General features: G+C 65.8%; 19 protein-coding genes. 13 read left to right on the plus strand and 6 right to left on the minus strand.

The annotated features are described in order from the left end of the window. Window positions 1-154: 154 nt before the first annotated feature. Entirely contained in the window at window positions 155-622 is a 468-nt protein-coding gene (locus ACIBH1_RS46775) for a hypothetical protein (RefSeq protein WP_397320594.1), read from the minus strand. Between the two features lie 218 nt (window positions 623-840). Here ACIBH1_RS46775 and ACIBH1_RS46780 point away from each other — a divergent pair, with 218 nt between their 5' ends. From ACIBH1_RS46780 to ACIBH1_RS46825, 10 genes are all read left to right on the plus strand, one after another. After that, window positions 841-1,161: a hypothetical protein gene (locus tag ACIBH1_RS46780; protein ID WP_397320595.1), complete on the plus strand. Its 321-nt coding sequence runs from the start codon at window positions 841-843 to the stop codon at window positions 1,159-1,161. Window positions 1,162-1,794: 633 nt separating this feature from the next. Further along, window positions 1,795-3,828 carry a hypothetical protein gene (locus tag ACIBH1_RS46785; protein WP_397320596.1) on the plus strand — a complete coding sequence of 678 codons (2,034 nt, stop codon included), beginning with the start codon at window positions 1,795-1,797 and terminating at the stop codon, window positions 3,826-3,828. Between the two features lie 484 nt (window positions 3,829-4,312). Beyond that, window positions 4,313-4,777, plus strand: a complete 465-nt coding sequence (locus ACIBH1_RS46790) for a RidA family protein (RefSeq protein WP_397320597.1) — start codon at window positions 4,313-4,315, stop codon at window positions 4,775-4,777. 187 nt (window positions 4,778-4,964) lie between these two features. Then, on the plus strand, window positions 4,965-5,930 hold the full coding sequence (locus ACIBH1_RS46795; protein WP_397320643.1) for an ABC transporter permease: 966 nt from the start codon (window positions 4,965-4,967) through the stop codon (window positions 5,928-5,930). Between the two features lie 35 nt (window positions 5,931-5,965). Then, window positions 5,966-7,066: a substrate-binding domain-containing protein gene (locus ACIBH1_RS46800; protein ID WP_397320598.1), complete on the plus strand. Its 1,101-nt coding sequence runs from the start codon at window positions 5,966-5,968 to the stop codon at window positions 7,064-7,066. Window position 7,067: 1 nt separating this feature from the next. Further along, window positions 7,068-9,605 carry an ATP-binding cassette domain-containing protein gene (locus tag ACIBH1_RS46805; protein ID WP_397320599.1) on the plus strand — a complete coding sequence of 846 codons (2,538 nt, stop codon included), beginning with the start codon at window positions 7,068-7,070 and terminating at the stop codon, window positions 9,603-9,605. A 52-nt stretch (window positions 9,606-9,657) separates the two neighbouring features. Further along, the gene (locus ACIBH1_RS46810) at window positions 9,658-11,469 is read left to right on the plus strand and encodes an adenine deaminase C-terminal domain-containing protein (RefSeq protein WP_397320644.1); all 1,812 of its coding nucleotides are present in this window, start codon (window positions 9,658-9,660) and stop codon (window positions 11,467-11,469) included. Between the two features lie 8 nt (window positions 11,470-11,477). Beyond that, window positions 11,478-12,497, plus strand: coding sequence for an NAD(P)-dependent oxidoreductase (locus tag ACIBH1_RS46815; protein ID WP_397320600.1), 1,020 nt, complete (start codon window positions 11,478-11,480; stop codon window positions 12,495-12,497). Further along, complete coding sequence (locus tag ACIBH1_RS46820) at window positions 12,494-13,735, plus strand: M24 family metallopeptidase (RefSeq protein WP_397320601.1); 1,242 nt, start codon at window positions 12,494-12,496, stop codon at window positions 13,733-13,735. Before ACIBH1_RS46815 ends, ACIBH1_RS46820 begins: the two co-directional genes overlap by 4 nt. Before the next feature lie 32 nt (window positions 13,736-13,767). Further along, entirely contained in the window at window positions 13,768-15,225 is a 1,458-nt protein-coding gene (locus ACIBH1_RS46825) for an NAD-dependent succinate-semialdehyde dehydrogenase (protein WP_397320602.1), read from the plus strand. Between the two features lie 304 nt (window positions 15,226-15,529). Here ACIBH1_RS46825 and ACIBH1_RS46830 read toward each other — a convergent pair whose 3' ends face one another. From ACIBH1_RS46830 to ACIBH1_RS46840, 3 genes are all read right to left on the minus strand, one after another. Then, window positions 15,530-15,892, minus strand: coding sequence for a hypothetical protein (locus tag ACIBH1_RS46830; RefSeq protein WP_397320603.1), 363 nt, complete (start codon window positions 15,890-15,892; stop codon window positions 15,530-15,532). Between the two features lie 172 nt (window positions 15,893-16,064). Beyond that, window positions 16,065-16,769: a GntR family transcriptional regulator gene (locus ACIBH1_RS46835; protein WP_397320604.1), complete on the minus strand. Its 705-nt coding sequence runs from the start codon at window positions 16,767-16,769 to the stop codon at window positions 16,065-16,067. Beyond that, a complete protein-coding gene (locus ACIBH1_RS46840; RefSeq protein WP_397320605.1) occupies window positions 16,753-17,271 on the minus strand; it encodes a VOC family protein in 519 nt (172 codons plus the stop codon). Before ACIBH1_RS46840 ends, ACIBH1_RS46835 begins: the two co-directional genes overlap by 17 nt. A gap of 133 nt (window positions 17,272-17,404) precedes the next feature. Here ACIBH1_RS46840 and ACIBH1_RS46845 point away from each other — a divergent pair, with 133 nt between their 5' ends. Together ACIBH1_RS46845 and ACIBH1_RS46850 are read left to right on the plus strand one after the other, a co-directional pair. Continuing rightward, on the plus strand, window positions 17,405-19,585 hold the full coding sequence (locus ACIBH1_RS46845; RefSeq protein WP_397320606.1) for a thiamine pyrophosphate-dependent enzyme: 2,181 nt from the start codon (window positions 17,405-17,407) through the stop codon (window positions 19,583-19,585). A 1-nt stretch (window position 19,586) separates the two neighbouring features. After that, the gene (locus ACIBH1_RS46850; RefSeq protein WP_397320607.1) at window positions 19,587-20,807 is read left to right on the plus strand and encodes a dihydrolipoamide acetyltransferase family protein; all 1,221 of its coding nucleotides are present in this window, start codon (window positions 19,587-19,589) and stop codon (window positions 20,805-20,807) included. Between the two features lie 16 nt (window positions 20,808-20,823). Here the strand turns inward: ACIBH1_RS46850 and ACIBH1_RS46855 are convergent, their stop codons facing one another. Next, window positions 20,824-22,008, minus strand: a complete 1,185-nt coding sequence (locus tag ACIBH1_RS46855) for a LacI family DNA-binding transcriptional regulator (protein WP_397320608.1) — start codon at window positions 22,006-22,008, stop codon at window positions 20,824-20,826. Between the two features lie 96 nt (window positions 22,009-22,104). On the opposite strand from ACIBH1_RS46855, the gene ACIBH1_RS46860 reads away from it, so the two are divergent. Next, window positions 22,105-22,335, plus strand: a complete 231-nt coding sequence (locus tag ACIBH1_RS46860; protein WP_397320609.1) for a hypothetical protein — start codon at window positions 22,105-22,107, stop codon at window positions 22,333-22,335. A 48-nt stretch (window positions 22,336-22,383) separates the two neighbouring features. On the opposite strand, the gene ACIBH1_RS46865 is transcribed toward ACIBH1_RS46860, so the two are convergent. Next, entirely contained in the window at window positions 22,384-23,187 is an 804-nt protein-coding gene (locus tag ACIBH1_RS46865) for an inositol monophosphatase family protein (RefSeq protein WP_397320610.1), read from the minus strand. Between the last annotated feature and the right edge of the window lie 4 nt (window positions 23,188-23,191).

The following is a 23,191-nucleotide window of genomic DNA, read 5'->3' on the forward strand; positions in this document are numbered from 1 at the left end:
CCCCTCTGCCTCTGCAGAACCCTAGGTCCTCGCGTGGCCCCACAGAAGTTTTAGAAGGTCGGACAGCTTCCTGACGCCATCCGCGTCGCCGTGAGCAGGCTCAATTCGTGGTCATTCCAGGTGTCATGCGCTCGCGTATTGGCCGCCGATAAGATCAGGTGCAGGTGAAGTGGGCCGAGCCCGTACGTCGCTCACTGCCCGTAGCGCCGGTACCGATGTTCCGCCACGAGAATTCGGCCGAGAACCTGACGGTAATGATGTCGCCCTGCCTGCAACTCTCGAAAGGAGATTCCAACGTGTCCTTCACCGGCTCGCCAGGTGGGTCACCTACGTTACAATCGCCAGTCCCGCCGACCGGCCCTGCGCAAGCGAGGTCAACTTCGACTGCCGCATCGGACCCGCCGGCCACGTCCGTTATCTCTGCCCGTGCTCGATAGCGCTCGTTGGCATCGTCATAGCGCAATTCCAAGCAACGCAGGACTTCGGTGCCGACACAGGTACCTCCGGTGGCGGGGAAGATGCGAATCGCAGCGTGGGCATTCTGGATACCGACTGCGATGAATGATGCCGCCAGTGCGCTCACAGCGAATAGCCGGACCATTCTGCTTCGGATGATCTTCATCTGCCCTCCCGGCTCTGGCCCAACACCCGACTGTCCGCTCAAAGACTTTTCGCTTGCGCGGCGCCATTCGCGGTGCAGACCATCGGCGCGTTCGTACATCTTCGATCAAGCAAAGAGAGCGGACCAGGACAGCGACACGACATCAACTGGACATTGGCCCGATCTTCTCGATCGTGAGCTGATCGGCGAAGGGGTTCTACTGCAGGCCAGATCTCGTGATGACCGAGTCCGGATTCATGATCTGCACATCTGGAGTGGATCCCGAGCGCAGCAGCCGTTGGCCGATGGCCGAACCCAGACGCCGCCACCGATCACGACCAATCCGCCATCGGCCGGCCATCTCCATCTTGGGTAGCGCGTGCGGCAAAGACGCCGGCGGCGCCCTGAACTGCGATTGGACCGCTGGCGGCTATGGCCTGATGCTCGGCCGGCAGCTCAGCGGCCAGCAAAGACGTCCGCCGGTGCTCGCATTGCGGGACGTCGCGCAGCGCCTCCATCTGCAGGCGGACAAGACGCTCGAATACGGAGCTCGAATATGAAGCACCCGGTCTCCGATTTCATGCGCCAGGCACTTGCGGCCGAGGGCACGTCGAAAGAGATCTCAAGCAAGCAGTGACCACGGTTGGAGACACGCGAACTTCTTAGGCCTCTAGGATGTTCTCGCAATCTGATTCAGATTCCGCTACCTTCCTGACCACTAGCGGCAGGAGGGGTACGGGATGCCACAGACTCACGAAGGCGAGCGGTCGATTTCGACGTTCTGCCCGGACCCGGAACTGCAGCAGCTTCTGAGCACCGCCGCCGGCGCGCACAATCTGGTAACGCCACTGGTCGAGCTTCTCCCAGCCCGCAGGTAGGGGCCGAGAGAGGTCGAGCCCGCAGCGCACCTGTTGGCTGCCCATCTGGGTGAGAAGCCAGCAGCCAAACGGCTTGAAAGTTCGAAGAGCGCCTAGCGACGTAGACCTGGGCACACCGGGAGGAGACGCACGACCGTCGAGGACGTCGGATAACTCCATAGACCACGAAGGCCCCCGCGCCATCCACCGCCAAGCAGGTGCGCAAGGACCTTCGAAACAACCACCACCGCCTCCTGGCGGGCTTTCGCATGCCTGGAGCCGGTTCACCAGAAGCTGAGGCCTACGATAGACGATGTCGCCCCGGCTCTGCCAGTCATGCCCGTTTCCGGCGAGGCCCGTACGGGCTATTCCGGCATCGCCGCACCTTTGCACAACCTCATAGCCGCCCAGCGAGACAAACACGCCGGCCCCGGGCACAGCCCTTTGGATGCCGCCCGCACGTGGAAGCTGTGCGCGCCCCGGCTTGGCGCCCGCCGCACCGTCAAGGTCGCCCAAGGCGGCAAGTCGAAGGGGTTTGGCGGCTGGCTGGAACTGCCGCTGACCGAGCACCTGCCGCCCTACACCGCGGCGCTGTACATCTACGAACACGACATGACCCGACTGCTCGCGCTCGACTTCGATCCCCATTGCGCCGAGGCTCGGGGCGCGGCTGACGGCGTCGCGGCAGCTCGGGCCGAAACAGCGGACGCGGCTGCGCTCATCGCGGCCTGTGGCGGCCAATGCTTCACCGATGTGAATCCGGTCACCGGCGGTCGCCACCTCTACCTTCTATGGACAAGGGCGTTCTATTTCCCTGAGATCAGGCCCATCGTGGAGGCGCTCAAACTGCGCTATCTGTCCTTCGACCCGAACCCGATGTTGTCGCGCAGGGGCGGCATGATCGTGCCACCCGGGGCCTGGGTGGCCACGAACACATTCCGTCGGCTGACCGACGACCCGATGCATGTGGACTGGGTACTCGATCACCCGAACGGGCCGGAGGTCTGGGACGCGCTAATGGACGCGCTCACACCGGAACTTGAAGAACTGGAAGCAAACACCCCGCCCTCGACGAGACCGCCCGAGGTTGAAGCCCGGCCTGCCACCTGGGCTGCGTCCCACGGCACGGACGGCACTCACTGGATTGCTCGCCCCGGCGGCCGATTGCCTGCTCTGTCCCCGGCGATGGAGCGCATCGCCCGTACCGGCCAGTACCCGCGCGGTATCGGGCCTGGCCGGTACGTGTCCGACAGCGACGCCCGCCAGGCCGTCCTGGCCGGCGCGGTCTCCTGCGGTTGGCAACTCGCCGACGTTAGCCGTCATCTGGCTGCTGGCCAATGGCCAGGGCTCCTGAGCTTCTACGCCCGATATAGGGGCGACAAGACCCGCAACGAACGGCTACTTGCCGATTGGCGCAAAGCCGTGCACTACCTCGCCGAGCGCGAGTCTAGGCGTGACATCCACACAAGGGGGAGAACACACACGGGGGGCGCGACCCTGGTTGAGGGTCTACAGCTGACGATCAACAACTTGGGCTCCTCTTCAGATCCTCACACTGCCCTACGGGAAACCAGGCGTTGGAACTCTGCCTTTCAGGTCGGGTGCCGTATCCGATGGGCTGGGCCGCGAGCACAAACATTCCGCAGAGTTCTGGCCGGGATGCTGAAGGCTGCCCAGCTCGCTCAATCGATGGTGATCGGGTTCGGGGTACGAGAGCTGGCGCTGTTGTGCGGGCTGGACTACTCAACCGTTGCTAAGGCACTGAAAGACCTGCGCAACGAGCGGGACCCGTTCATCGTCCTGGTCCGAGAGCATCGCCACGAGCACGCTGACGTCTACCAATTAGTCGTTCCTGCCGCCTACGCCGAGGCGGCAGCCTGGCGACGCTGGGTACCCGGTCGCCTCGGCGGCATCCATCCCGTGTTTCGTGAGCTCGGTGGCCCGGCCGCATTCGTGTACGAGGTACTCACCGCTGCAGCTGTCCGATCGACGGACGTACACCTGCTCGCCAGGATCAGCGAGACAGCCGCCAAGAATGCTCTGCGCAGACTGGCAGAGGAAGGCCTCGCGGAACGGACCCCGGACGGATGGGTCCGGGGCCCCGCCGACGCAGTGCAGGTCGCCGAGAGGCTCGGCGTCTACGAACAGATCGACCGGATCAGGAAGCGGTACAAGCAGGACCGTGAAGCGTGGCGACGCTGGCTCGACATCGTCGAAGCGCTCCGGCCCGAACGGCACGACGCCGACGACCGCTCTTTTCCGGAGGAGGTGATCGCGACGTTGGGCCCGCCGGCGTGGCTGGAGGAGCAGCCGAATGGCCCGCCCCGATCCGCAGGAAGCCGTGCGGCGCACGCGATGAGACACGGATGAGATCGGATGGGTGTTTCGATTGCACCCTGTCGGAGCCCTCCAGCTCGCCCATTCTTGCGACCCTCTCAACGAGCTGACCATGGGCTTGAACGTCGGCAGGATACGGCGCTCCAAGTTCCGGAGCTTGGAGCGGCGGGCCCGAGGGGTTGGCGCGATGTGGCGTTCGTCGTCGAGGCGCGCTCGCTTGGCGTGAGTCATTGGTCTGGCGCCCTGACGTAAGCGTGGGTGGCGGGCTCGAGCGGCGAACGCCAGCTCGGAATGCGGCCAGCTGGTGGTCGACGCGCTCACGGATTGGCCGTCGAGCACGTTGATCGTGTATCGGGCTAACGGCCCGGAACAAAACCAGGCTGGCCGCGGGATGGAGTATGCAGAGGGTTGCCATCCTCTGCATACTCTTCGGGCAAAACCTCAGGACAGCGTGTTGACAATCGATTGCCATCTTGCATAGCGTCAGCTTCTGAGCACAAGTCTGAGGAGAGAAGCCATGAGCGACATTCCTGAGATCGCCACCGTTGGGCAGTCGGACATCATTCATCACGAGGGATACGACCCCAACATCGTGAGCCCGTACGTCCCGGCCATTCGCGTCGCCTCTGCGGCCCGTCTCGTCTTCATCTCGGGAGTAACGGGAGCTCCGGTCTATCACGATCACCCGCACGTTGCTGAGGTGTTCGACGCCATTCCTGCGGACGTGGCATCACAGACCCGCATCGCCTTTGAGCATCTGGACCGGGCACTGCGCGCCGCCGGCGCCGAACGCCACGATGTGGTGAACCTGATCAGGTTCTTCACCAACGTGGCCGAGGACCAGGACACCGTGAACCGGATACAGGCGGAGTGGTTCGGCGGGCACATCCCCACGAGCACCTCCGTGGAGGTCACCCGGTTGGCGACGGACTCCCGGCTGCGCCTGGAGATCCACGTTGTCGCCGCGGCACCGCCTGTCTGACTGGCAGCCCACCTGCCAAGACCCATTCCGCAATGACGACCACAACACGCGGAACGCGCACTGAGAGGTCGACATGAACGCATCCCGGATCTTCCTGGCTATGGCCGCGCCGCCCGCTGGCGGAATGGCCGCCGGGGCTCGCACGCCCGCCAGGTGGGGATGGCCAGGGATTCCGCCGGCCGTGGTGATGACGGCGTTGCTCTTCGCTGGCAGCGCGGTGTTTGTGCCAGGCGTGCTAGCGACCGACTCCCTCCTGTCGATGGCACCCTTCGCCGCGCTGCTGGCCATCACAGCCATCGGGCAGATGCTGGTGGTCCAGCAGGGCGGGCTCGATCTGTCAGTGCCGGGTGTCATCTCGATGTCGGCGGTGATCGTTACCAAGTTCCCGGCTGGCGATAACTCGCGTCTGACCGCCGCGATAGCGCTCGTCGCGCTACTCGCGGTAGCGGTTGGGGTCGCACACGGTCTGCTGATCACTGCAGTCGGGGTGACGCCCTTGGTGGCAACGCTGGGCGTCAACGCGCTGCTGCTGGGCGGCGTCCAGTACGTCACGAACGGCTCGCCTGGCGCTGTGACCGTTGGCCTGCAGCAATTCGCTCTGGCCAAGACCCTAGGAGTGCCCAACATCGTGCTCATCGCCGTGGCAGTGGCGGTGGTCGTGGCGCTCCTCGCCCATCGCACGGTGCTGGGCAGGCGGTTTCAGGCGGTTGGCTCCAACCCGGTCGCTGCGCACGCGGCGGCCATCCCCCTGCTGCGTTTCGGCATCGGCACATACGTTTGCGCCGCCGCGTGCCACGCAACGGCCGGGGTCCTGCTGTCCGGCTTCATTCGGACACCCCCTCTGAACATTGGTGACAGCTACCTGCTAGCCGGCATTGCTGCCGTGGTGGTAGGCGGAACCGCGCTGGCGGGGGGCCGCGGCACGGTCCTCGGCACCCTGCTCGGCGCCCTCTTCCTCACCCAGCTCAACCAGATCGTTCTGTCCCTGGGAGCCGGGACGGCGGTGCAGTACCTGATCCAGGGTCTGATCATCGCACTCGGCGTGATCGTCTACCAGCTCCGTCTACACCTAGGCCGACTCAGGACAGCCGGACCAGGCAAGACGGACGGGCCGTCCGGGGATGCCAAGAATCACAGGAGGGCAGTCAAATGAACCGATCACCTGCGCAACGCTCGCGGGGATCCGCGATGATCGCGGCGGCGCTTGCGCTGAGCGCCTGTAGTAACAGCGCAGGCGAGGCCCCGGTCGGCGTCGGCAAGGTCCGGGCAGGCGAACGCGGCACCATAGCTGAGCTGAAGACCATGGGAGAAGTCTGCGGCGACAAGCCCATCACCGTGGCACACATCGATGGAGCGCAGAACTCTTGGCGCCGCGTCGCCCACGCCGAGCTGCTGCATGAGGCCGCCATGTGTCCCGCCATCACCAAGGTGACCTACCACAACGCCCAGGGCGACCCCGCCAAGATGATCTCCGAGATCAACGCGGCTGTGGCCAAGGGTGTCGATGTGATCGTCACCCTGCCGGACGCGGGTGACGCGCTGCTGCCCACCTTGCGACGGGCCATGCAGCGCGGCGTCGCCGTCGTGCCATGGGCTGCCGGCCAGTTGGGCGGCACGCCCGGCGTGGACTACGTGGATGCGCCCACCTTCGATGGGATCGCGATGGGCCGGGCCTGGGCCGAGTGGATGGTTAAGCGGCTCGACGGCAAGGGCAACATCGTCTTCCTTGGCGGTACGCCCGGCAACCCGGCCAGCCTCACCGAAGCCGAGGGCATCAAGCAGGTGCTGGCCGACCACCCAGGAATGACCCTGCTCGGCGGAGGCCCCATCGACACCAACTGGGACCAGGCCCAGGCGCAGAGAGTGATGTCGGGCCTGCTGACCAAGCACCCGAAGATCGACGGGGTCATCGCTGACTCCGGCCTCGTGTCCGCTGGTGCCATCCGCGCGTTCGTGAACGCTGGTCGTCCGCTCGTACCCTGGGCCGCTGGTGACATCAACGAGCTCGCCTGCCTGTACAAGGAGCACAAGCCGAAGAACCAGAACTTCGAGCTCGGCACGATCTCGTCGTATACGTGGATCATCCGGCTGGCGCTGCGCAAGGGCGTAGCCGCGGCCCACAGCAAGCCCAACAACGAGCCTTCGGTCATCGAGGTTCCCTTCACCGAAGACTCCACAGCTGGCGACGACATGATGCCCAAGTGCGACCCGGGCCTGCCGCCGGACGCCACGCTGTCTGCGCAGCTCCCCTCGGACAAGCTAGCCCAGCTGTTCACTGGAGGAGGATGACATGGCACGCGGAAGCCCTGTCCTGCGCCTGGCCGGAGTAACCAAGCAGTATTCCGGTGTGGTGGCGCTTCGCTCCGCCGACCTAGACGTACTCCGCGGCGAAGTGCACGCGATCGTCGGTGAAAACGGCGCGGGCAAGTCGACTCTGATGGCCATCGCCGCTGGATCACTGTTGGCCGACGCTGGCACCGTGGAGATCTGCAATGAGGTCATGCGGCACCCGTCCCCGGCGGCCGCCCAAGCGCTCGGCCTAGCCGTCGTCTATCAGCAGCCTGCGCTGCTGCCAGACCTGACAGTCACGGAGAACCTGGTTTTCGCGATGCCGCCCGCCTGGCGGCCGCCGATGAGCAGAGCCACCACCTGGGCACGAGAACGACTGGACCTGGTCGGCGCTGACCTGGACCCGCACCAGCGCATCGGTGAATTGCCGGTGGCCGATCGCCAACTCGTGGAGATTGCCAAGGCGCTGGCCATGGAGCCGCGCGTGCTCATCCTCGATGAGCCGACCGAAGCGCTGGTGGCTGAGGACGTCGATCAGCTTTTCACACAGGTGCGCCGATTCGCCGAGGCAGGCACGGCCATCGTCTACATCTCCCACCGTCTTCCCGAGGTACGCCGTATTGCCGATCGGATCACCGTGCTGCGCGATGGGGAGACCCGAGGCACCCTGAACGCGGCGGACGTGACCGAGGGGGACATCCTGCGGCTCATCGTGGGCCGTCCGGTCGATTCAACCTTTCCCAATAAGGCGACAGCCGAACGCGGCGCGGACCCCAAGGAACCGCCCGTACTGGACCTGCACGCCGCGTCGGGCGCCGGATTCGCCGATGTTGACCTACGCATCCGGCCGGGTGAGATCGTGGGCCTGACCGGCATGCCGGGCAACGGGCACCACGATCTTGCCCGCGCGCTCGCCGGGCTGCAGCAGCTCGACGGGGAGGTCAGGATCGATGGGACATCCGTCCGGCTCTCGACGCCGCAGCGTGCCATGGACGCCGGAATCGTCCACATCCCGGGGGACCGGCGGCGTGAAGGGCTGTTCGAGTCCCTGTCCGTACGCGAGAACGCGGCGGTGCTGACACTCCGCGACCGGGCCAAGGCAGGCTTCGTGCGGCGGAACCGGGAGCGGGCCATTGTGGGAGCTGAGGTCGGCGCGCTGGCAGTGAAAACGCCGTCACTCGAAACGCCCGCAGGCACGCTTTCAGGCGGCAACCAGCAGAAGGTGGTACTGGCCCGCGCGCTGCTCGCCCGGCCGCGCCTCCTCATCGCCGAAGAGCCCACTCAGGGCGTCGACGTCGGCACGCGCCTGGAGATCTACCGCATCCTGCGCAGGCTGGCGGAGGATGGCAACGCCGTTCTCGTCGTCTCCTCGGACACCCACGAGCTGCAGGGCCTCTGCGACCGGGTGATGATCTTCTCACGAGGCCGAGTCTGCGCTGACCTGGAAGGGCCTGAGGTATCGGAGAAGGCCATCACCGGGGCCATCCTCACTGGTTCGCCCTCCCAGTCCGGGACGGTGTCCGGCGCGGCGCCGCTTGGCCCGCCGCGGCGGGAACCACCGAAACTCCGAGCGTGGGGGCTGCTGCGCGGCGACCACGCCCCGGGCATGGTGCTCGCGCTCGCGGCGCTGCTCCTCATGATGTACGCCGCCACGCAATCCGGCCAGCTCCTGACCTCGCAGAACTTGGAGGGCCTGCTGTACACGATGAGCGCGCTCATCTTCGTCTCGCTGGGACAGATGATCGTGGTCGTCCTCGGCGGCATCGACCTCTCCGTCGGGCCGTTGACCGGCTTCCTCGTCGTCGTCGCGTCCTTCCTCGCCACCTCCGGCGGGCTGGGCGGAACCATGACCGCGATCGCCGCCATGCTCGCTCTCGCCGCCGCAATCGGGTTGCTCAACGGATCAATGGTCCGGCTGGCGCGAATGTCCCCGGTCGTCGCCACGCTGGTCACCTTCATCGTCCTGCAGGGCGGGTCGCTGCTTCTGCGTCCCCTGCCGGGCGGGTTTATCCACGAGGATGTCATCGCCGGGCTGCACGCCACGGTGGGTTTCGTGCCGTGGGTCTTCATCGGCGCGGTCGCCGTGGCGGTGGCTGCCGAATGGGCCCTGCGACGTACCCGCTGGGGCTTGCAACTGCGGGCGGTCGGCTCCGACTCGTCGGCGGCCCACCGGCTGGCCGCGAAGGTCACGCTGACACACATCTTGGGCTACGGCACTTGCTCGATACTTGCGGCCTTGGGCGCGATCGTGCTCATGGGCCAGAACGGGATCGGCGACGCGACCGCCGGGCTGACGTACACCTTCAGCAGCATCACCGCAGTCATCCTGGCCGGAGCCACCATTTACGGCGGTCGGGGCTCCTTTCTCAGCGCAGCCGTGGCGGCGATGCTGGTCGAGGTGACCATCAACGTCAGCGCGTTCCTCGAGCTGAACGAGGCCTGGCGGCACTGGCTTCTCGGCATTCTGACGCTGGCCGCCGCCGCACTGTTCTGCGGCATCCGCCGAGGTCAGGTGCCAGGGATGGCCGCACGCGCCTGAAAACGACAAGCCGGCAGCACGACGACCGAACACAACGGGGAGCGTGAACGCAATGGACCTCACTTCAATGGAGACCTCGCCCGCGGGGCGGCGGCATGCGGCCGACGTGGCGGCGGGTCGCTCCCCCGCAGAGGTCGTCATCACTGGCGGTCGTATCGTTGACGTGCTGACGGGGCGCATCTTTCGAGGTGACGTGGCGATCGCGGGTGCCCGGATCGCGGCGGTCGGCGAGGTGGCGCACTGTGTCGGCGAGAATACAGCGCACATTGACGCCTCCGGCCTCTTCGTCCTGCCAGGGTTCATCGATCCACACTTCCACGTGGGCTACTCGCAGGTGACCATCGAGCGGTTGGCCGAGCTGCTGGTACCTATGGGAACCGTCGCGCTCAGCAGTTGCTTCTCCGAAGCCGCCTACATCGCGGGGCGCCGCGCCGTCGAGACGCAACTCGACCGGGCGGCGGGCACGGGACTGGACACCCTACTGTCCCCCTTCCACGCCGCCGTTCTGGGACTCGGCGAGTTCGGCTGCCTAGGCCAGTTCTCCATGGAGGACCTGCGCGCTCTAGTCGAGCACGAGCAGTGCATCGAACTGCGAGAGTGGAACGACGATGTGAGCCGACTACCCATCCCCGGTCTCACTGAGGTTTGGACCGAGGCGGTCATGCGCGGCCGGGTCATCGGCGGACACCTGGAGGGCCTGTCCGGCCCAGCGCTACAGGCCGCAGCGGCGCAAGGCGTGGCCTCCGATCACGAGGTCACCACGGTGGAGGAAGCGCTGGAGCGCGTCCGTCTCGGCGTCACGGTGCAGTTGCGTGAGGGTTCCTCCACCCAGGACCTGCTGAACGTATTGCCCGCCATCACTGAGTTCGGTGCCGACGCGTCGATGTTCAGCGCGTGCAGCGACGAGCAGGAACTGCACAGCCTCGCCGAGCTCGGGCACCAGGATCACAAGCTGCGCCTGCTCGTCCGCAACGGCGTCGCCCCAGTGGATGCCGTCCGCATGGTCACGCTCAACGCAGCCCGTTCGCTTGGCGTGGAACGGGACTACGGAGCGGTGTTGCCCGGACGGCTGGCCTCGCTCGCGCTAGTCGAGGACCTGGCAGGGTTTCGGGTGGTACGCACTCTCAGCCGTGGCCGCCTGTGTGCTGAAAACGGCGCGTACCTGCTGCCCGACAGCTCGCAGGAGTATCCGGAGGAGTGGAACCACATGGTGCGCGTCGGCCGCACCTTCACCGGAGCCGACTTCCGGCTCCCCGTGGCCGACGGGAAGCGCACCCTCAGATCGATCGGTGTCACCCCTGGCTACCTGCGTACCGAGGAAATCCTGCTCGAGCTGTCGGTTCGCGACGGCGGCCCGATGGATGACGGCGAGACGGATCTCGCAAAGATCGCCGTCGCGGACCGGCACCAGGCGACCGGCCGGCTCGCGACGGCACTGATCAGCGGTCTGAGCGTGCGACGTGGTGCGATCGCGGCGACCGTCAACCCCGGGGCCATGAACCTCATGGTCGTGGGAGTGGACGACACCGACATGGCACTGGCCGCCAACCGTTGTGCCGAACTGGAGGGCGGCATCGTAGTGGTGCGCGACGGCGTGATCCGCGCCGAGCTGGCCCTGCCGACGTTCGGCATCGCCTCGCACGCGCCACTCGCTGAGACCGTCGCCGAGTCGCAGCGTGTCGCCCAGGCAATCCGAGACGAACTTGGCTCCCCGCTGCGCGGCCTGGTGCCCAGCGCCGGGTTCGCCTGCCTAGCCGTGAGCATCCCCGGCCTCAAGATGACCGAATTCGGACTGGTGCGTGTAGTGCGCGGCGGCCCCCGCGAGGCTGTCTCGCTCACCCTAGACGAGCCTCCCACGACCTGACCCTAGGCATGCGCTGGCATGCCTACGCACACAACAGAAGGCAAACGATTGCAATGGGAGAAGCGATGAAAAAGAACGACTCCGCGCCACTCAAGGTCGGCTGGATCGGCACCGGACGCATGGGCGCTGCTATGGCCGAGCGCCTAGCAAAGGCTGGGGTGGACCTGGCCGTATGGAACCGGACCATCGCCAAGGCCGCTCCGCTCAAGGAGTACGGCGCCCAGGTGAGCGAATCCATCGTCGGCCTCCGCGATCGCGACGTGGTGTTCACCATGGTCGCCACGTCCGACGACCTGGAGCGGGTGCTCCTGGGTGAAGGCGGCCTGATCGCCGCCGACGAACCCCGGCCCGCCATCGTCGTCGACTGCTCGACGATCTCGACCGACGCCTCCGAGACTTTGCGGCGTGAGTGCGCTGGCTACGGCGTCGCCTTCCTGGCCGCGCCCGTCAGCGGCAACGGCAAGGTGGTGCGGGCCGGTGCGCTCAGCATCGTGGCGTCCGGACCAGCGGAGACCTACGCCACGGTAGCCCCCCTCCTCGGCCACATCAGCCCCTCCGTCACCTATGTCGGAGAGGGCGACACGGCACGGCTGGTAAAGATCGCGCACAACCTCCTGCTAGGAATAGTGACCCAGTCGCTGGCCGAGATCACTGTGTTGGCCGAGAAAGGTGGCGTCTCCCGCAGCGCCTTCCTGACTTTCCTGAACAACAGTGTGATGGGCTCGGTCTTCACGCGTTATAAGGCCCCCTCGTTCATCAACCTCGACTACACGCCCACCTTCACCCCGATTCTGCTCCGCAAGGATTTCGACCTCGGACTCGCCGCTGCCCGACGCCTGGGCGTGCCCATGCCGGTCACCGCCATCACCGCGCAGCTCGTCCAGGCCAGCGTTGGCAGCGGCCGGGTGGACGAGGACTTCGCGATTCTGCTCGACCTTCAGGCAGCCGCCTCCGGCGTCACCCTGAAGCCGGAGAACGTCTTCGTGGACGACGGACTGGGAGCCGCCGACGAAGGATCCCGGCCGTGAGTACGGCACCGCTGCCCGCACCGGGCCACATGGGAGTCGATTTCGAGCAACGCGTTGACTTCGACCGACTGCGTCAATACCGGTTGGAGCGCGCGCTCGCCTCCCTGGAGGCGAGCGAGTGCGGGGCCTTCCTGCTCTTTGACTTCTACAACATCCGCTACACCACCCAGACGTGGATCGGCGGGGCGCTCGGCGACAAGATGACCAGGTACGCCCTGCTCACCCGGGACGGCAGCCCGATGCTGTGGGACTTTGGGTCTGCTGCTCGCCATCATCGGCTGTTCAGCCCGTGGCTCGATCCCGCCAACTGCCACGCCGGAATGCTCGGCCTGCGAGGCGCCATCGCTCCAACGGCCGGTCTCATGCGGGACGCGGTGCTTCAGATCAAGGGCCTGCTGGAGGATGCGGGAGTGGCAGACGCCCCAGTGGGCGTGGACATCGTCGAGCCGCCGTTCCTGTTCGAGATGCAACGACAAGGCCTCACCGTGGTGGACGCGCAACAGGCCATGCTCGACGCCCGGCAGATCAAGTCGGCCGACGAGATAGTACTGCTCACACAGGCCGCGGCCATGGTCGACGGCGTTTACCAGGGCATCGTCGAGGCGCTCAAGCCAGGCATCAAAGAGAACGAGATCGTCGCGCTCGCCGCCAAGCGCCTGTACGAGATGGGCTCCGACCAAGTCGAGGCGATCAACGCGGTCAGCGGTGAGCGGTGCAATCCGCACCCGCACAACTTCACCGACCGGTTGATTCGGCCTGGCGACCAAGCATTCTTCGACATCATCCACTCCTACAACGGCTACCGGACCTGCTACTACCGCACGTTCGGCGTGGGCAGCGCGACGCAGGCCCAGCACCAGGCTTACGTCCGTGCGCGGGAATGGATGGACGCGGCGATCGACGCCGTGAAGCCGGGGGCGAGCACCGCCGACGTCGCGGCCGTATGGCCGACGGCTACCGAGTTCGGATTCGAGAACGAGATGGCCGCGTTCGGCCTCCAGTTCGGCCACGGCTTGGGCCTGGGACTACACGAACGACCGATCATCTCCCGGCTCAGCAGCATGCGTGAGCCGGTCGAGCTGCAGGTCGGGATGGTGTTCGCTCTAGAGACCTACTGCCCCGCAGCCGACGGTTTCTCTGCCGCCCGGATCGAGGAGGAGATCGTCGTCACCAAGGACGGGCCTCGCCTGCTCACCCTCTTTCCCGCCCAAGAACTTTTCATCGCCAATCCCTACTAGGGAGCCAGGCCAATAACCGAAAGGTGGACACCATGACAGCCAACGAACGGACAACCGGACACCTGCTCACCGAACTCTACGTCGGTGGCCAGGCGGTAGCGGCCGGCGACGGGGAGCGCTTTCCCGTGCTGAACCCCGCCACTGGCGACATGATCGCCACTGTGGCGGACGGGACGGTCGGCGACGCCATCGCAGCCGTCGATGCGGCGGAACGCGCGGCGGAGTCCTGGGCGTGCACGTCACCACGGCGGAGGGCCGAGATCCTCCAAGCGGCGTTCGGGCTCATGACGGACCGCGCCGCCGACCTGGCCTGGCTGATCTCGCTAGAGAACGGCAAGGCCCCGCGCGACGCGCTGGCCGAGGTCGCCTACGCTGCGGAGTTCTTCCGCTGGTATTCCGAAGAGGCCGTTCGAGGCGCCGGCACGGTGACTATCGCTCCCGGAGGAACGAACCGCATCCTGGTTCAGCGCAGGCCTGTCGGCATCTGCGTGCTGGTCACACCGTGGAATTTCCCTGCCGCAATGGCCACCCGCAAGATCGCCCCAGCGCTGGCGGCAGGCTGCACCATGATCCTCAAGCCTGCCAGCGACACGCCGCTCACCGCACTGGCGATGGCACAGATCCTGGAGGCCGCAGGCGTGCCGGATGGAGTGGTCAACGTTCTCCCCAGCCGCCGTTCCGGCGAGGTGGTGTCGGCAATGCTGCACGACCCGCGGGTCCGTAAGCTGTCGTTTACCGGCTCCACGGAGGTCGGTCGCGTGCTCCTGCGCGAGGCAGCCGACCAGGTGATCAACACGTCCATGGAACTCGGCGGCAACGCGCCATTCATCGTGTTCGCTGATGCCGACCTGGACGCGGCCGTGGACGGTGCCATGGTCGCGAAAATGCGCAACGCGGGTGAGGCATGCACCGCTGCCAACCGGTTCTACGTCGAGTCGCCGGTTGCCGAAGAGTTCAGCCGATTGCTGGCCAAGCGAATGGCGGCGCTAGTGGTCGGCCCACCCTCAGACGCGGGCACCGAGGTCGGCCCCCTGGTCAATCAGGACACAGTGGACAAGGTGGACAACCTGGTGAACGGTGCCGTGGCCGAAGGAGCCACGGTCCTGACTGGGGGCAGCCGGCCAGAGGGGCCGGGCTTCTTCTACGATCCGACCGTACTGGTGGATGTCCATCCGCAGGCGGCCATCCTCGCAGAGGAAATCTTCGGCCCGGTGGCCCCCATCGTCGCCTTCAACAGCGAAAAGGAGGCCATCCGGCTGGCCAACGCCACCGAATACGGGCTGGTCGCCTATGTCTACACAGGTGACCTGGCCAGGGGGTTGCGTGTGAGCGAACGGATCGAGTCGGGGATGGTGGGACTCAACCGCGGAGTGGTCAGCGATCCTGCGGCGCCGTTCGGAGGCGTAAAGCAGAGCGGCCTGGGCCGCGAGGGCGGACATGCGGGCATGCTGGACTACATGGAAGAGCAGTACGTCGCCGTCACATGGTGAGCCTAGCCGCCGCTCAGGCTGAGTGCCGTCACTGTCGCGAGCGATGCGGTGCCCCGCTGGGCGAACGCGAATGAAGATGAACTGCAAGCTCATAGCCCTCTTGAAGCTTTCGCGCCAGGTGAGCGTGACCGCGGCGTCCCGGCCGGCGGCTCGGACATGTCCAGCCAAGCTGACAGGGTGTCCGGATAGCGCAGGCTGGTCCGGTTGGAGAGCGGCCTCGGCCGGACCAGACCCGCGGCACGTCCTGGGCAATGTGCGAGAGCGTCGCCCTTGACCTGCACGATGGAGCCGATCCCTCGTTCGCCTAGGGCGCCGCGGAGTTCAGTCCCCAGTAGAAGCGGGAGTGGGAGCGGCAGTAGCCGTAGCCGGCCCATCCTGCCAGCTGAGAGCGCAGGACGGTGGAACGGGATCGGGCGCACTCGACAGGTGTGGAGTCGATGATCCAGACCGGGTCGAGCCACAGGTCGGTGTCGGCGGCCAGGGAGCGGGTGATCTGTTTGACCAGGGGGAGGCAGGCGCGTAGGCGCTTGTTGTAGGCCGGGCGTTGGGGCAGGTAGGGGAACAGGCTGAGGAGATGGGCGTGGGCGAAGCGGAGCCAGCGGGCCTCGCCGTGGAAGCCCAGGAGGGCTTGGGCCACGGCGAGGGTGAGAAGTTCGGCATCGCTCATGCCTGCGCTGGGTCTTCAGCCGATCATCGATGTGGACGTACGGTGCGGTTAAGAGGGTGTCTAGTTCGGTCGTCACAACCCGATGCTGGACACCCTCCTGGCGTCTGCAACCCCTGACTTGGAACTACTCGTTAGCCGTCCACTGGGGGCCAGGCGGCCTCGTGGCACCCGATCACCGCCGGCTCGGCCGGAGGACAGCGCCGTTGCGTGCATGATCGAAGACCTCAGGGTGGCGTGCTAGCTCCACGCGAGTGCGCCGGATATGCCCGCCAAGGCACCTCTCGGCATCGACGGTGTCGCCTCTTTCGATCGCGTCCAGGAGCAGACGGTGCTCGGCGTTGACCACCCACCGCCGCCGGGACCCGCTCAGCCGCATGAACTCCCTGCGGTAGTACTGGGTGGTGTTCCACAACCGCACCACCATGCTGGAAAGCTGCTCGATGCGGCACCCGGTGTAGGTCAGCAGATGAAACTCGCGGTCGAGGACCAGGAACTCGTTGATGTCGGTGATTGCCTCGATGTGTGTCTGGATCAGGTTGAGCCGGCGCAGGTTGTCGCCGGTGAGCCGTGGGATGCTCTGAGCCAATGCGAGCGGCTCCAGGCGTTCGCGCATCTCGTAGATCACCTGCACCTCGTGCGCATCAAGCAGGGGCACCCGGGCGCCTCTGTGTGCCTGATGCTCGATGAGGCCTTCTGCTTCCAGGACGCGCAAAGCCTCTCGTACGGGCAGTCTGCTGGCGCCCAGTCGTTTGGCGACGGACTCCTGTCGGATGCGTTCACCTGGAGCAATCTCGCCGGCGAGGATCGCCGCGCGAAGATGGCTGGCGACGCGCTGGCTCACCGCGTCGCCAGGCCCGCCTTCAGGCATGGTCGTCATCCGGCCTCCAACCGCGGTCGAATGCCTTGCCTCGTGGATAGGACACCAATTCGAACTGCATGCCCCATGGAGCAAGGAAGTAGACCCACCGCTGACCCTCACTCGGCCCCTTACTGGTTGTCGGGGCGCCCAGGACCGTGACGCCCCGGTGCCGGAGATAGGTGATCGCGGTGTCCAGATCATCCACGTAGAGAGCGATGTGGTGACCGCCGATGTCGCTATTCCTCGGCACGGAGTCGGCTTGGTCGGGGGCGGTGTACCGGAAGACCTCGAAGATCGCTTGATCGCCGCAGCGGAAGAAGTGCAGCCGCTCCATGACCGCGCGAGGGTGGACGTTCAGATGCTCGGACATCCAGTCACCCTCATCGTGGCCGAACGGGCCCAAGCTGTACATGTATTCGCAGCCGAGCACGTCGACGAGGAAGTGTCGGGCTTGTTCGAGGTCGGGAACTGTGAACCCGATGTGGTCAACGCGTGTGAGCCCGGGTAGCCCTGCGCTCATGCGCCCTCCTCTCATCTGGATCCAAAAATAGCAGCTAACGTGCTCATTCGGATGAAATGTTCCATTTCAACTTCAGATTGGATCCATCCTATGCGAGACTAGGGTTCCGACAAACGATTGCACGGAGAAGGACATGACCCAGGAAAACCGGCTTACGCCTGCGGCTCCGTGGATAGAGACCGTCGCCACCGACATCGACTGGGACGCGGCCGACCGAGCACTGCTCACGAACATGCTGAGCCACCTCGTCATCATCCGGTCCTTCGAGGAGTACCTCCTCGAACTCGCGCGCAGTGGACTGATCCACGGCCCGGCACATTCCAGCATCGGGCAGGAGGGCGGCGCAGTCGGCTCAGTGCTCGCCCTGACCGCGGCAGACACAGTCAACGGGTCCCACCGGGGACATCACCAGTTCCTCTCGAAGGTGCTCGCCTATGTCGCACCTGACGGCATCGACCCCACACGCGACTTCTCCAGCGACGTCCAGGCCGTCCTACGGCGTGCTCTCGCTGAGATTTGCGGACTGGACCGCGGATTCAGCCACGGCCGCGGCGGCTCCATGCACCTGCAGTGGAATGATGCTGGAGCCATCGGTACGAACGCCATCGTCGGCGGTGGCGTCCCACTCGCCGCCGGATCTGCGTGGGCGCACCGACAGGCAGGCACGGACGCGGTCGCAGTGACCTACTTCGGCGACGGCGCCATCAACATCGGTTCCACGCTCGAAACCTTCAACCTAGCGGCCGCGTGGCGCTTGCCCCTGTGCTTCTTCGTGGAGAACAACCTGTATGCGGTCTCGACGCATGTCGCCGAGGCGACAGGCGAGCCGCGGCTGTCCGCGCGAGGGCCGGGTTTTGGCATCTCCAGCTGGAAGGTCGACGGCATGGACCCACTCGCCGTGCACCTGACCATGCAGCAGGCTCTCGCCCACATGCGAGCAGGCCGTGGGCCAGCCCTGATCGAGGCTGACGTCTATCGCTACTACCACCAGAACGGCCCGTTTCCCGGCAGTTCCTTTGGCTACCGCACCAAGGAGGAGGAGAAGGCCTGGCGCGACCGAGATCCGATTGCGCGACTGTGTGGCCACCTCGTGCGGCGTGCCATCCTCAGCGAAGACCAGGTCGAGTCCGTGTTCGCCCGGGCCGCCGCATTGATGGCCAGCCTAGGCGACGAACTGCTCGAACCCCTTCCCGGCGGCAGGCCAGGGCAGCGCAGGATCAAGCCGGAGGAGTGGCCTGACACATCCTTCGTGGACGTCGGTGTACGCGGCGACCTCAGCGAGTTCGCCGACGCTCGGATGGCCGACCGCGACAGCTTCTCGGGCGAGCTGGCCGAGCAGAAGTTCATCGATGTGGTGGCCGGCGTGATGGCCAGGCGGATGGAGACCGACGACACCATCATCGTGATGGGCGAGGACGTGCACCACCTCAACGGCGGCACCAACGGCGCCACCAGGGGACTCAAGGAGCGCTATCCCGACCGCGTCCTGGGCACGCCGATCAGCGAGAACGCCTTTACCGGGCTAGGCGGCGGCATCGCGTTGGACGGGCGATACCGGCCTGTTGTCGAGTTCATGTACGCCGACTTCATGTGGGTCGCCGCAGATCAGCTCTTCAACCAAATCGGTAAGGCCCGTCACATGTTCGGCGGCAGCGGCGACGTGCCGTTCGTGCTGCGCAGCAAGGTCGCGATGGGTACGGGCTATGGCTCGCAGCACTCCATGGATCCTGCGGGCATCTTCGCGACTGCCCCAGGCTGGCGGATCGTCGCACCCTCGACCCCGTTTGACTACGTAGGTCTGATGAACAGCGCGCTGCGCTGTAAGGACCCCGTGTTGGTGCTCGAACACGTCGACCTCTACACCTCGGTCGGAGAGGGGCCGGTCAACGATTTCGACTACTGTATCCCGGTCGGCAAAGCCGCCATCCGGCGCAGCGGGTCGCGTGTCACCGTGATCTCCTACCTGGCGATGACCCACTATGTGCTGCAGGCGCTCGACTCCCTGGACAACGTCGACGCCGAGGTCATCGATCTGCGCTGGCTGGACCGGGCGAGCATCGACTGGGGCACCATCGGCGACAGCGTCAAGAAGACCAACATGGTGCTCATCGCCGAACAGGGCCCCTTGGGTACCTCATACGGCGGCTGGCTCGCCGACGAAATCAACCGCCGCTTCTTCGACTGGCTCGACCATCCGGTAGAGCGGGTCACCGGCGGTGAGGCCTCACCGAGCATCTCCAAGGTGCTGGAGCGTGCAGCCATCGCGAGGAGCGAGGAAGTGGCCAGCAAACTCACCGAGATCGCGGGGAAATGACATGGCCAGGCTGCTGCATATGCCGGAAGTGGCCGCCAGTGCGGCCGAGGCAATCCTGCAAAGTTGGGGCGTCGCGGAAAACACCGCGTACGCCGCCCACGACGTGATTGCCACCATCGAGACCGAGAAAGCCGTGGTGGAGGTAGAGGCCGACAGCGACGGCGTCATCCTCAAGACACTGGTGCTCGAAGGTGCCCACGTCGAGGTGGGCGCACCGATAGCGCTCATCGGCGAGCGCGGGGAGCACGTAGCAGATCTCGACGCCACGCTGGCTCAGCTCGGCGTAGTCTCTCCAGTCAACCAGGCAGCCTCAGCGCCTCCGATCAGCGCCGTCGCACAAGAACCGCCGGGTGAGCGGATCTTTACCAGCCCGCTCGCACGCAGGCTGGCGGCAGAGGCCGGCATCCCCATCGAGGAGATCACCGGTACGGGCCCGCACGGGCGGATCCTCCGCAAGGATGTGGAGGCGGCCGTCGCCGCCCGCGCGCCCGATTCCCGCCCACCCGCGGCGCCTCGTCACCGCAAGGCCGCTCAAGAGCCGGGGGCCTTCGTCGAGATCCCGCACACGCGCACGCGCCGCGCCATCGCGGCACTCACGACGGAGAGCAAACAATCCATACCGCACTTCTACCTGCGAGGCACTGCCAGGGTCGACGATCTGTTCGAACTCCGCCGTCGGCTCAATGACGACGGTTCAGTGCGCATTTCGGTCAACGACTTGGTGATCAAGGCCGTGGCCTGCGCACACGCTCTGGTCCCCACCATGAACGTGATCTGGACAGACGATGCGGTTCGTTCCTACTCCTCGGTAGACGTCGCGGTCGCAGTCTCCACTGAGCGAGGACTAGCGATGCCCGTGCTCAGGTCTGTCGAACGGATGAGCGTGTCGTCAGTTGCCACGACGGTCCAAGATTTCGTCGCTCGGGCTAGGAGCGGCAAGCTCCGGCCGACCGAGCTGGAGGGAGGCACCATAGGGGTGTCCAACCTCGGCATGTACGGAACCGAGGAGTTTGCGGCGATCATCAGCCCGCCACAGGTGGCCATCTTGGCGGTCGGCGCCGCCCGTCAAGAACCGGTGGTGAAGAAGGACTCGCTAGAGGTAGGAAGGGTGATGCGGGTGACCTTGTCGGTCGACCACCGAGGCGTCGACGGGGCGCTGGCGGCGGAATGGATGAAGACGTTCCTCGCCCTAATAGAGAACCCACTACGGATCCTCACCTGACCTGCCGCCGGCCACGTCAGAGCCCGAACAGGCCAGCGCCCGGTGCTGGAGGTGGACCCGTGGATCCGCGGATCATCAGGGTGACGGGCAGCGTCACCGTTTCCACATCGCGGCCTCGATAGATCATGTCGAGGAGTAGCTGAGCCCCTCGGGCCCCCAGCTCGTATTTCGGTACGCGGACGGTGGTAAGCGACGGCGACATCCGTGCGGCAAAGTCGATGTCGTTGAATCCGACCACGGAGACCCGCTCCGGACAGGGAACGTAGTTCTCTTTGAGAACATCGAGCACACCTAGCGCCAGCAAGTCGTTACCCGCAACCAGGGCCGTGAACGGCCTACCTCGCTTGAACAACTCCCGCGCACACCAGGTACCAGCCTCGATGCTGTAGCTGGGGGCCTGCACGATCAGTTCCGGGCGGCGCTGGAGACCATAGCGGTCCAGCGCCGCCTCGAACGCCTCCAGGCGCGCCTGGCCGGTGCTAGTGTCGGCGGGGCCAGCCACGTGCGCAATGTGCTGATGCCCCAAGGTCACCAGATGCGCCATCACATCGGCGATCCCCTGCTGATCGTCCACGACCACCGATGACGTCTGGGCGTTAAGACTCGTCCGGTTGAGTGCCACCAACGGAACGCTCGCCTCTATGATCTCCCGCAGCGCCGGGTCATCCAACCTGGCGCTGGCAATGAGAAACCCATCGACCTGCCGGTTGCGCAACACTGCGATTGCCTTGCGCTCGCGGAGGGCGTCGTTGTCCGTGCTCGTGATGAGCGCGGTGTATTCGGCCTTCGCCAGACTGTCCTCGATGCCCCGGACAATGCGCGGAAACAGCGGGTTGGTGAGATCGGGAATGAGCGCTCCCACGGTATGGGAGCGGTGGGTGCGGAGCGCGCGGCCCACCACGTTCGTCTCGTAGCCGAGACGCTGTGCGACTTCGATGATGCGGGCAGCCGTCACGGTGTTAACGCGGGACCGAGTTGCAGGGTTGAGTGCCCGAGATACCGTCCCCACATGGACGCCAGCCTCTCGCGCGACGTCCACAAGCCGAGCCCCACCCATATGCAAACGATAGCATCTCGCGGCTGATCTTCCCCATCCCGATGCAAAGCAGTCGCCCGAAGGGTGCCGGGCAACTGCGGCGGATCGAGGGCTGTCCTGGCGTGCAGGACGTTGTAACGATTGTCGTGCCTCTTGGAGCTCCATCGGTGATCGCGGTACTGGAGAGCCCAAGCCAGACTGGAGCCCTTTCGGTCTATTTGACCGCCGAAATTGCCGCCAGGACGGGGACCGCACAGCGCGTTGGTCAAACGCGTCTACGACGGCTTCCTTAACGCCAGAAGTCTGCGCGCCAGCCTGAAGGACGACCGTTTCGACCGGCCCTACCAGCTCATCATCGTGGACAACGACATCCACGAGGATGTGGCAAAGCGCGTCTTGGTGCACCGTTTCTCGCGGGGTGAGGGGTTCATCCGGGGCTTGCGGGAACCGCACGGCCCTCACGAGCAGGGCGAGATGGACCTCGGCAGCTAAGACACCACACCCGCACGACCCGAGACGGTCGCCGCGGCGACGCGGATACTAATTCTTTCTTGGGCGTTGGTTCGCAACAAGAGTTAGCAGGGCGGCGTGCGTTTGCTCGTCGGCTGCCACGACGAGACCGCTAGCACCGGTGTGAAGCGACTGGCCGTCGATCCCGGTCACCACACAGCCAGCCGCCTGACAGAGGGCGATGCCCGCCGCGAAGTGGACACTGTCATACAGGTGTCCATCGGTTACGTAGGCGGCGCGCCGACCGGCAGCGACCCAGGCCACCGCCAACGTGGTGGAAACGACCCGTGGGCGGAACTGCTCGACGAACCCTTTGTCGGCAAGTAACCGAGCGGCCCGGAACACCCGCTCGTTGGGGAACGGTGGATCGAGATTGACGTCTACCAACCTCGAATCGGCAGACGGGACGAGTGGCACGTCCACGCCGCCGCGGCGCACGTTCGAGCCGGCGCCGTCGGTCCAGAACACCTCGTTGGTGAACGGGTCCGCCGCGGCCGCCACGACGACCTGCGTTCCGGTTCGCAAGGCTACGTTGACTGAGACCAGCATGTTGCGTACGGCATAGTTCAGCGTCCCGCATAACGGGTCGACCAGCCACATGCGTCCGTTCCCGCCGGTTCCCGTGCGCCCGGTTTCCTCTCCCATCACGACGTCGTCCGGCCGGGCAGCGTACAAGACGGCGAGGATGGCTTGCTCCGCTTCGACGTCGGCCGTCGTGGCGAAGTCCCCTCCCACCTTTTCGAAGCGGGTCAGCGATGCTCCGTAGTGGGAGCGCACGACCGTAGCCCCGGCTTCCGCCGCTGCGATGACCAGATCCCGGTCGTTGATCGACATGGAA

Origin of the sequence: Nonomuraea sp. NPDC050663 (assembly GCF_044456985.1) — a bacterium.
GTDB lineage: Bacteria > Actinomycetota > Actinomycetes > Streptosporangiales > Streptosporangiaceae > Nonomuraea.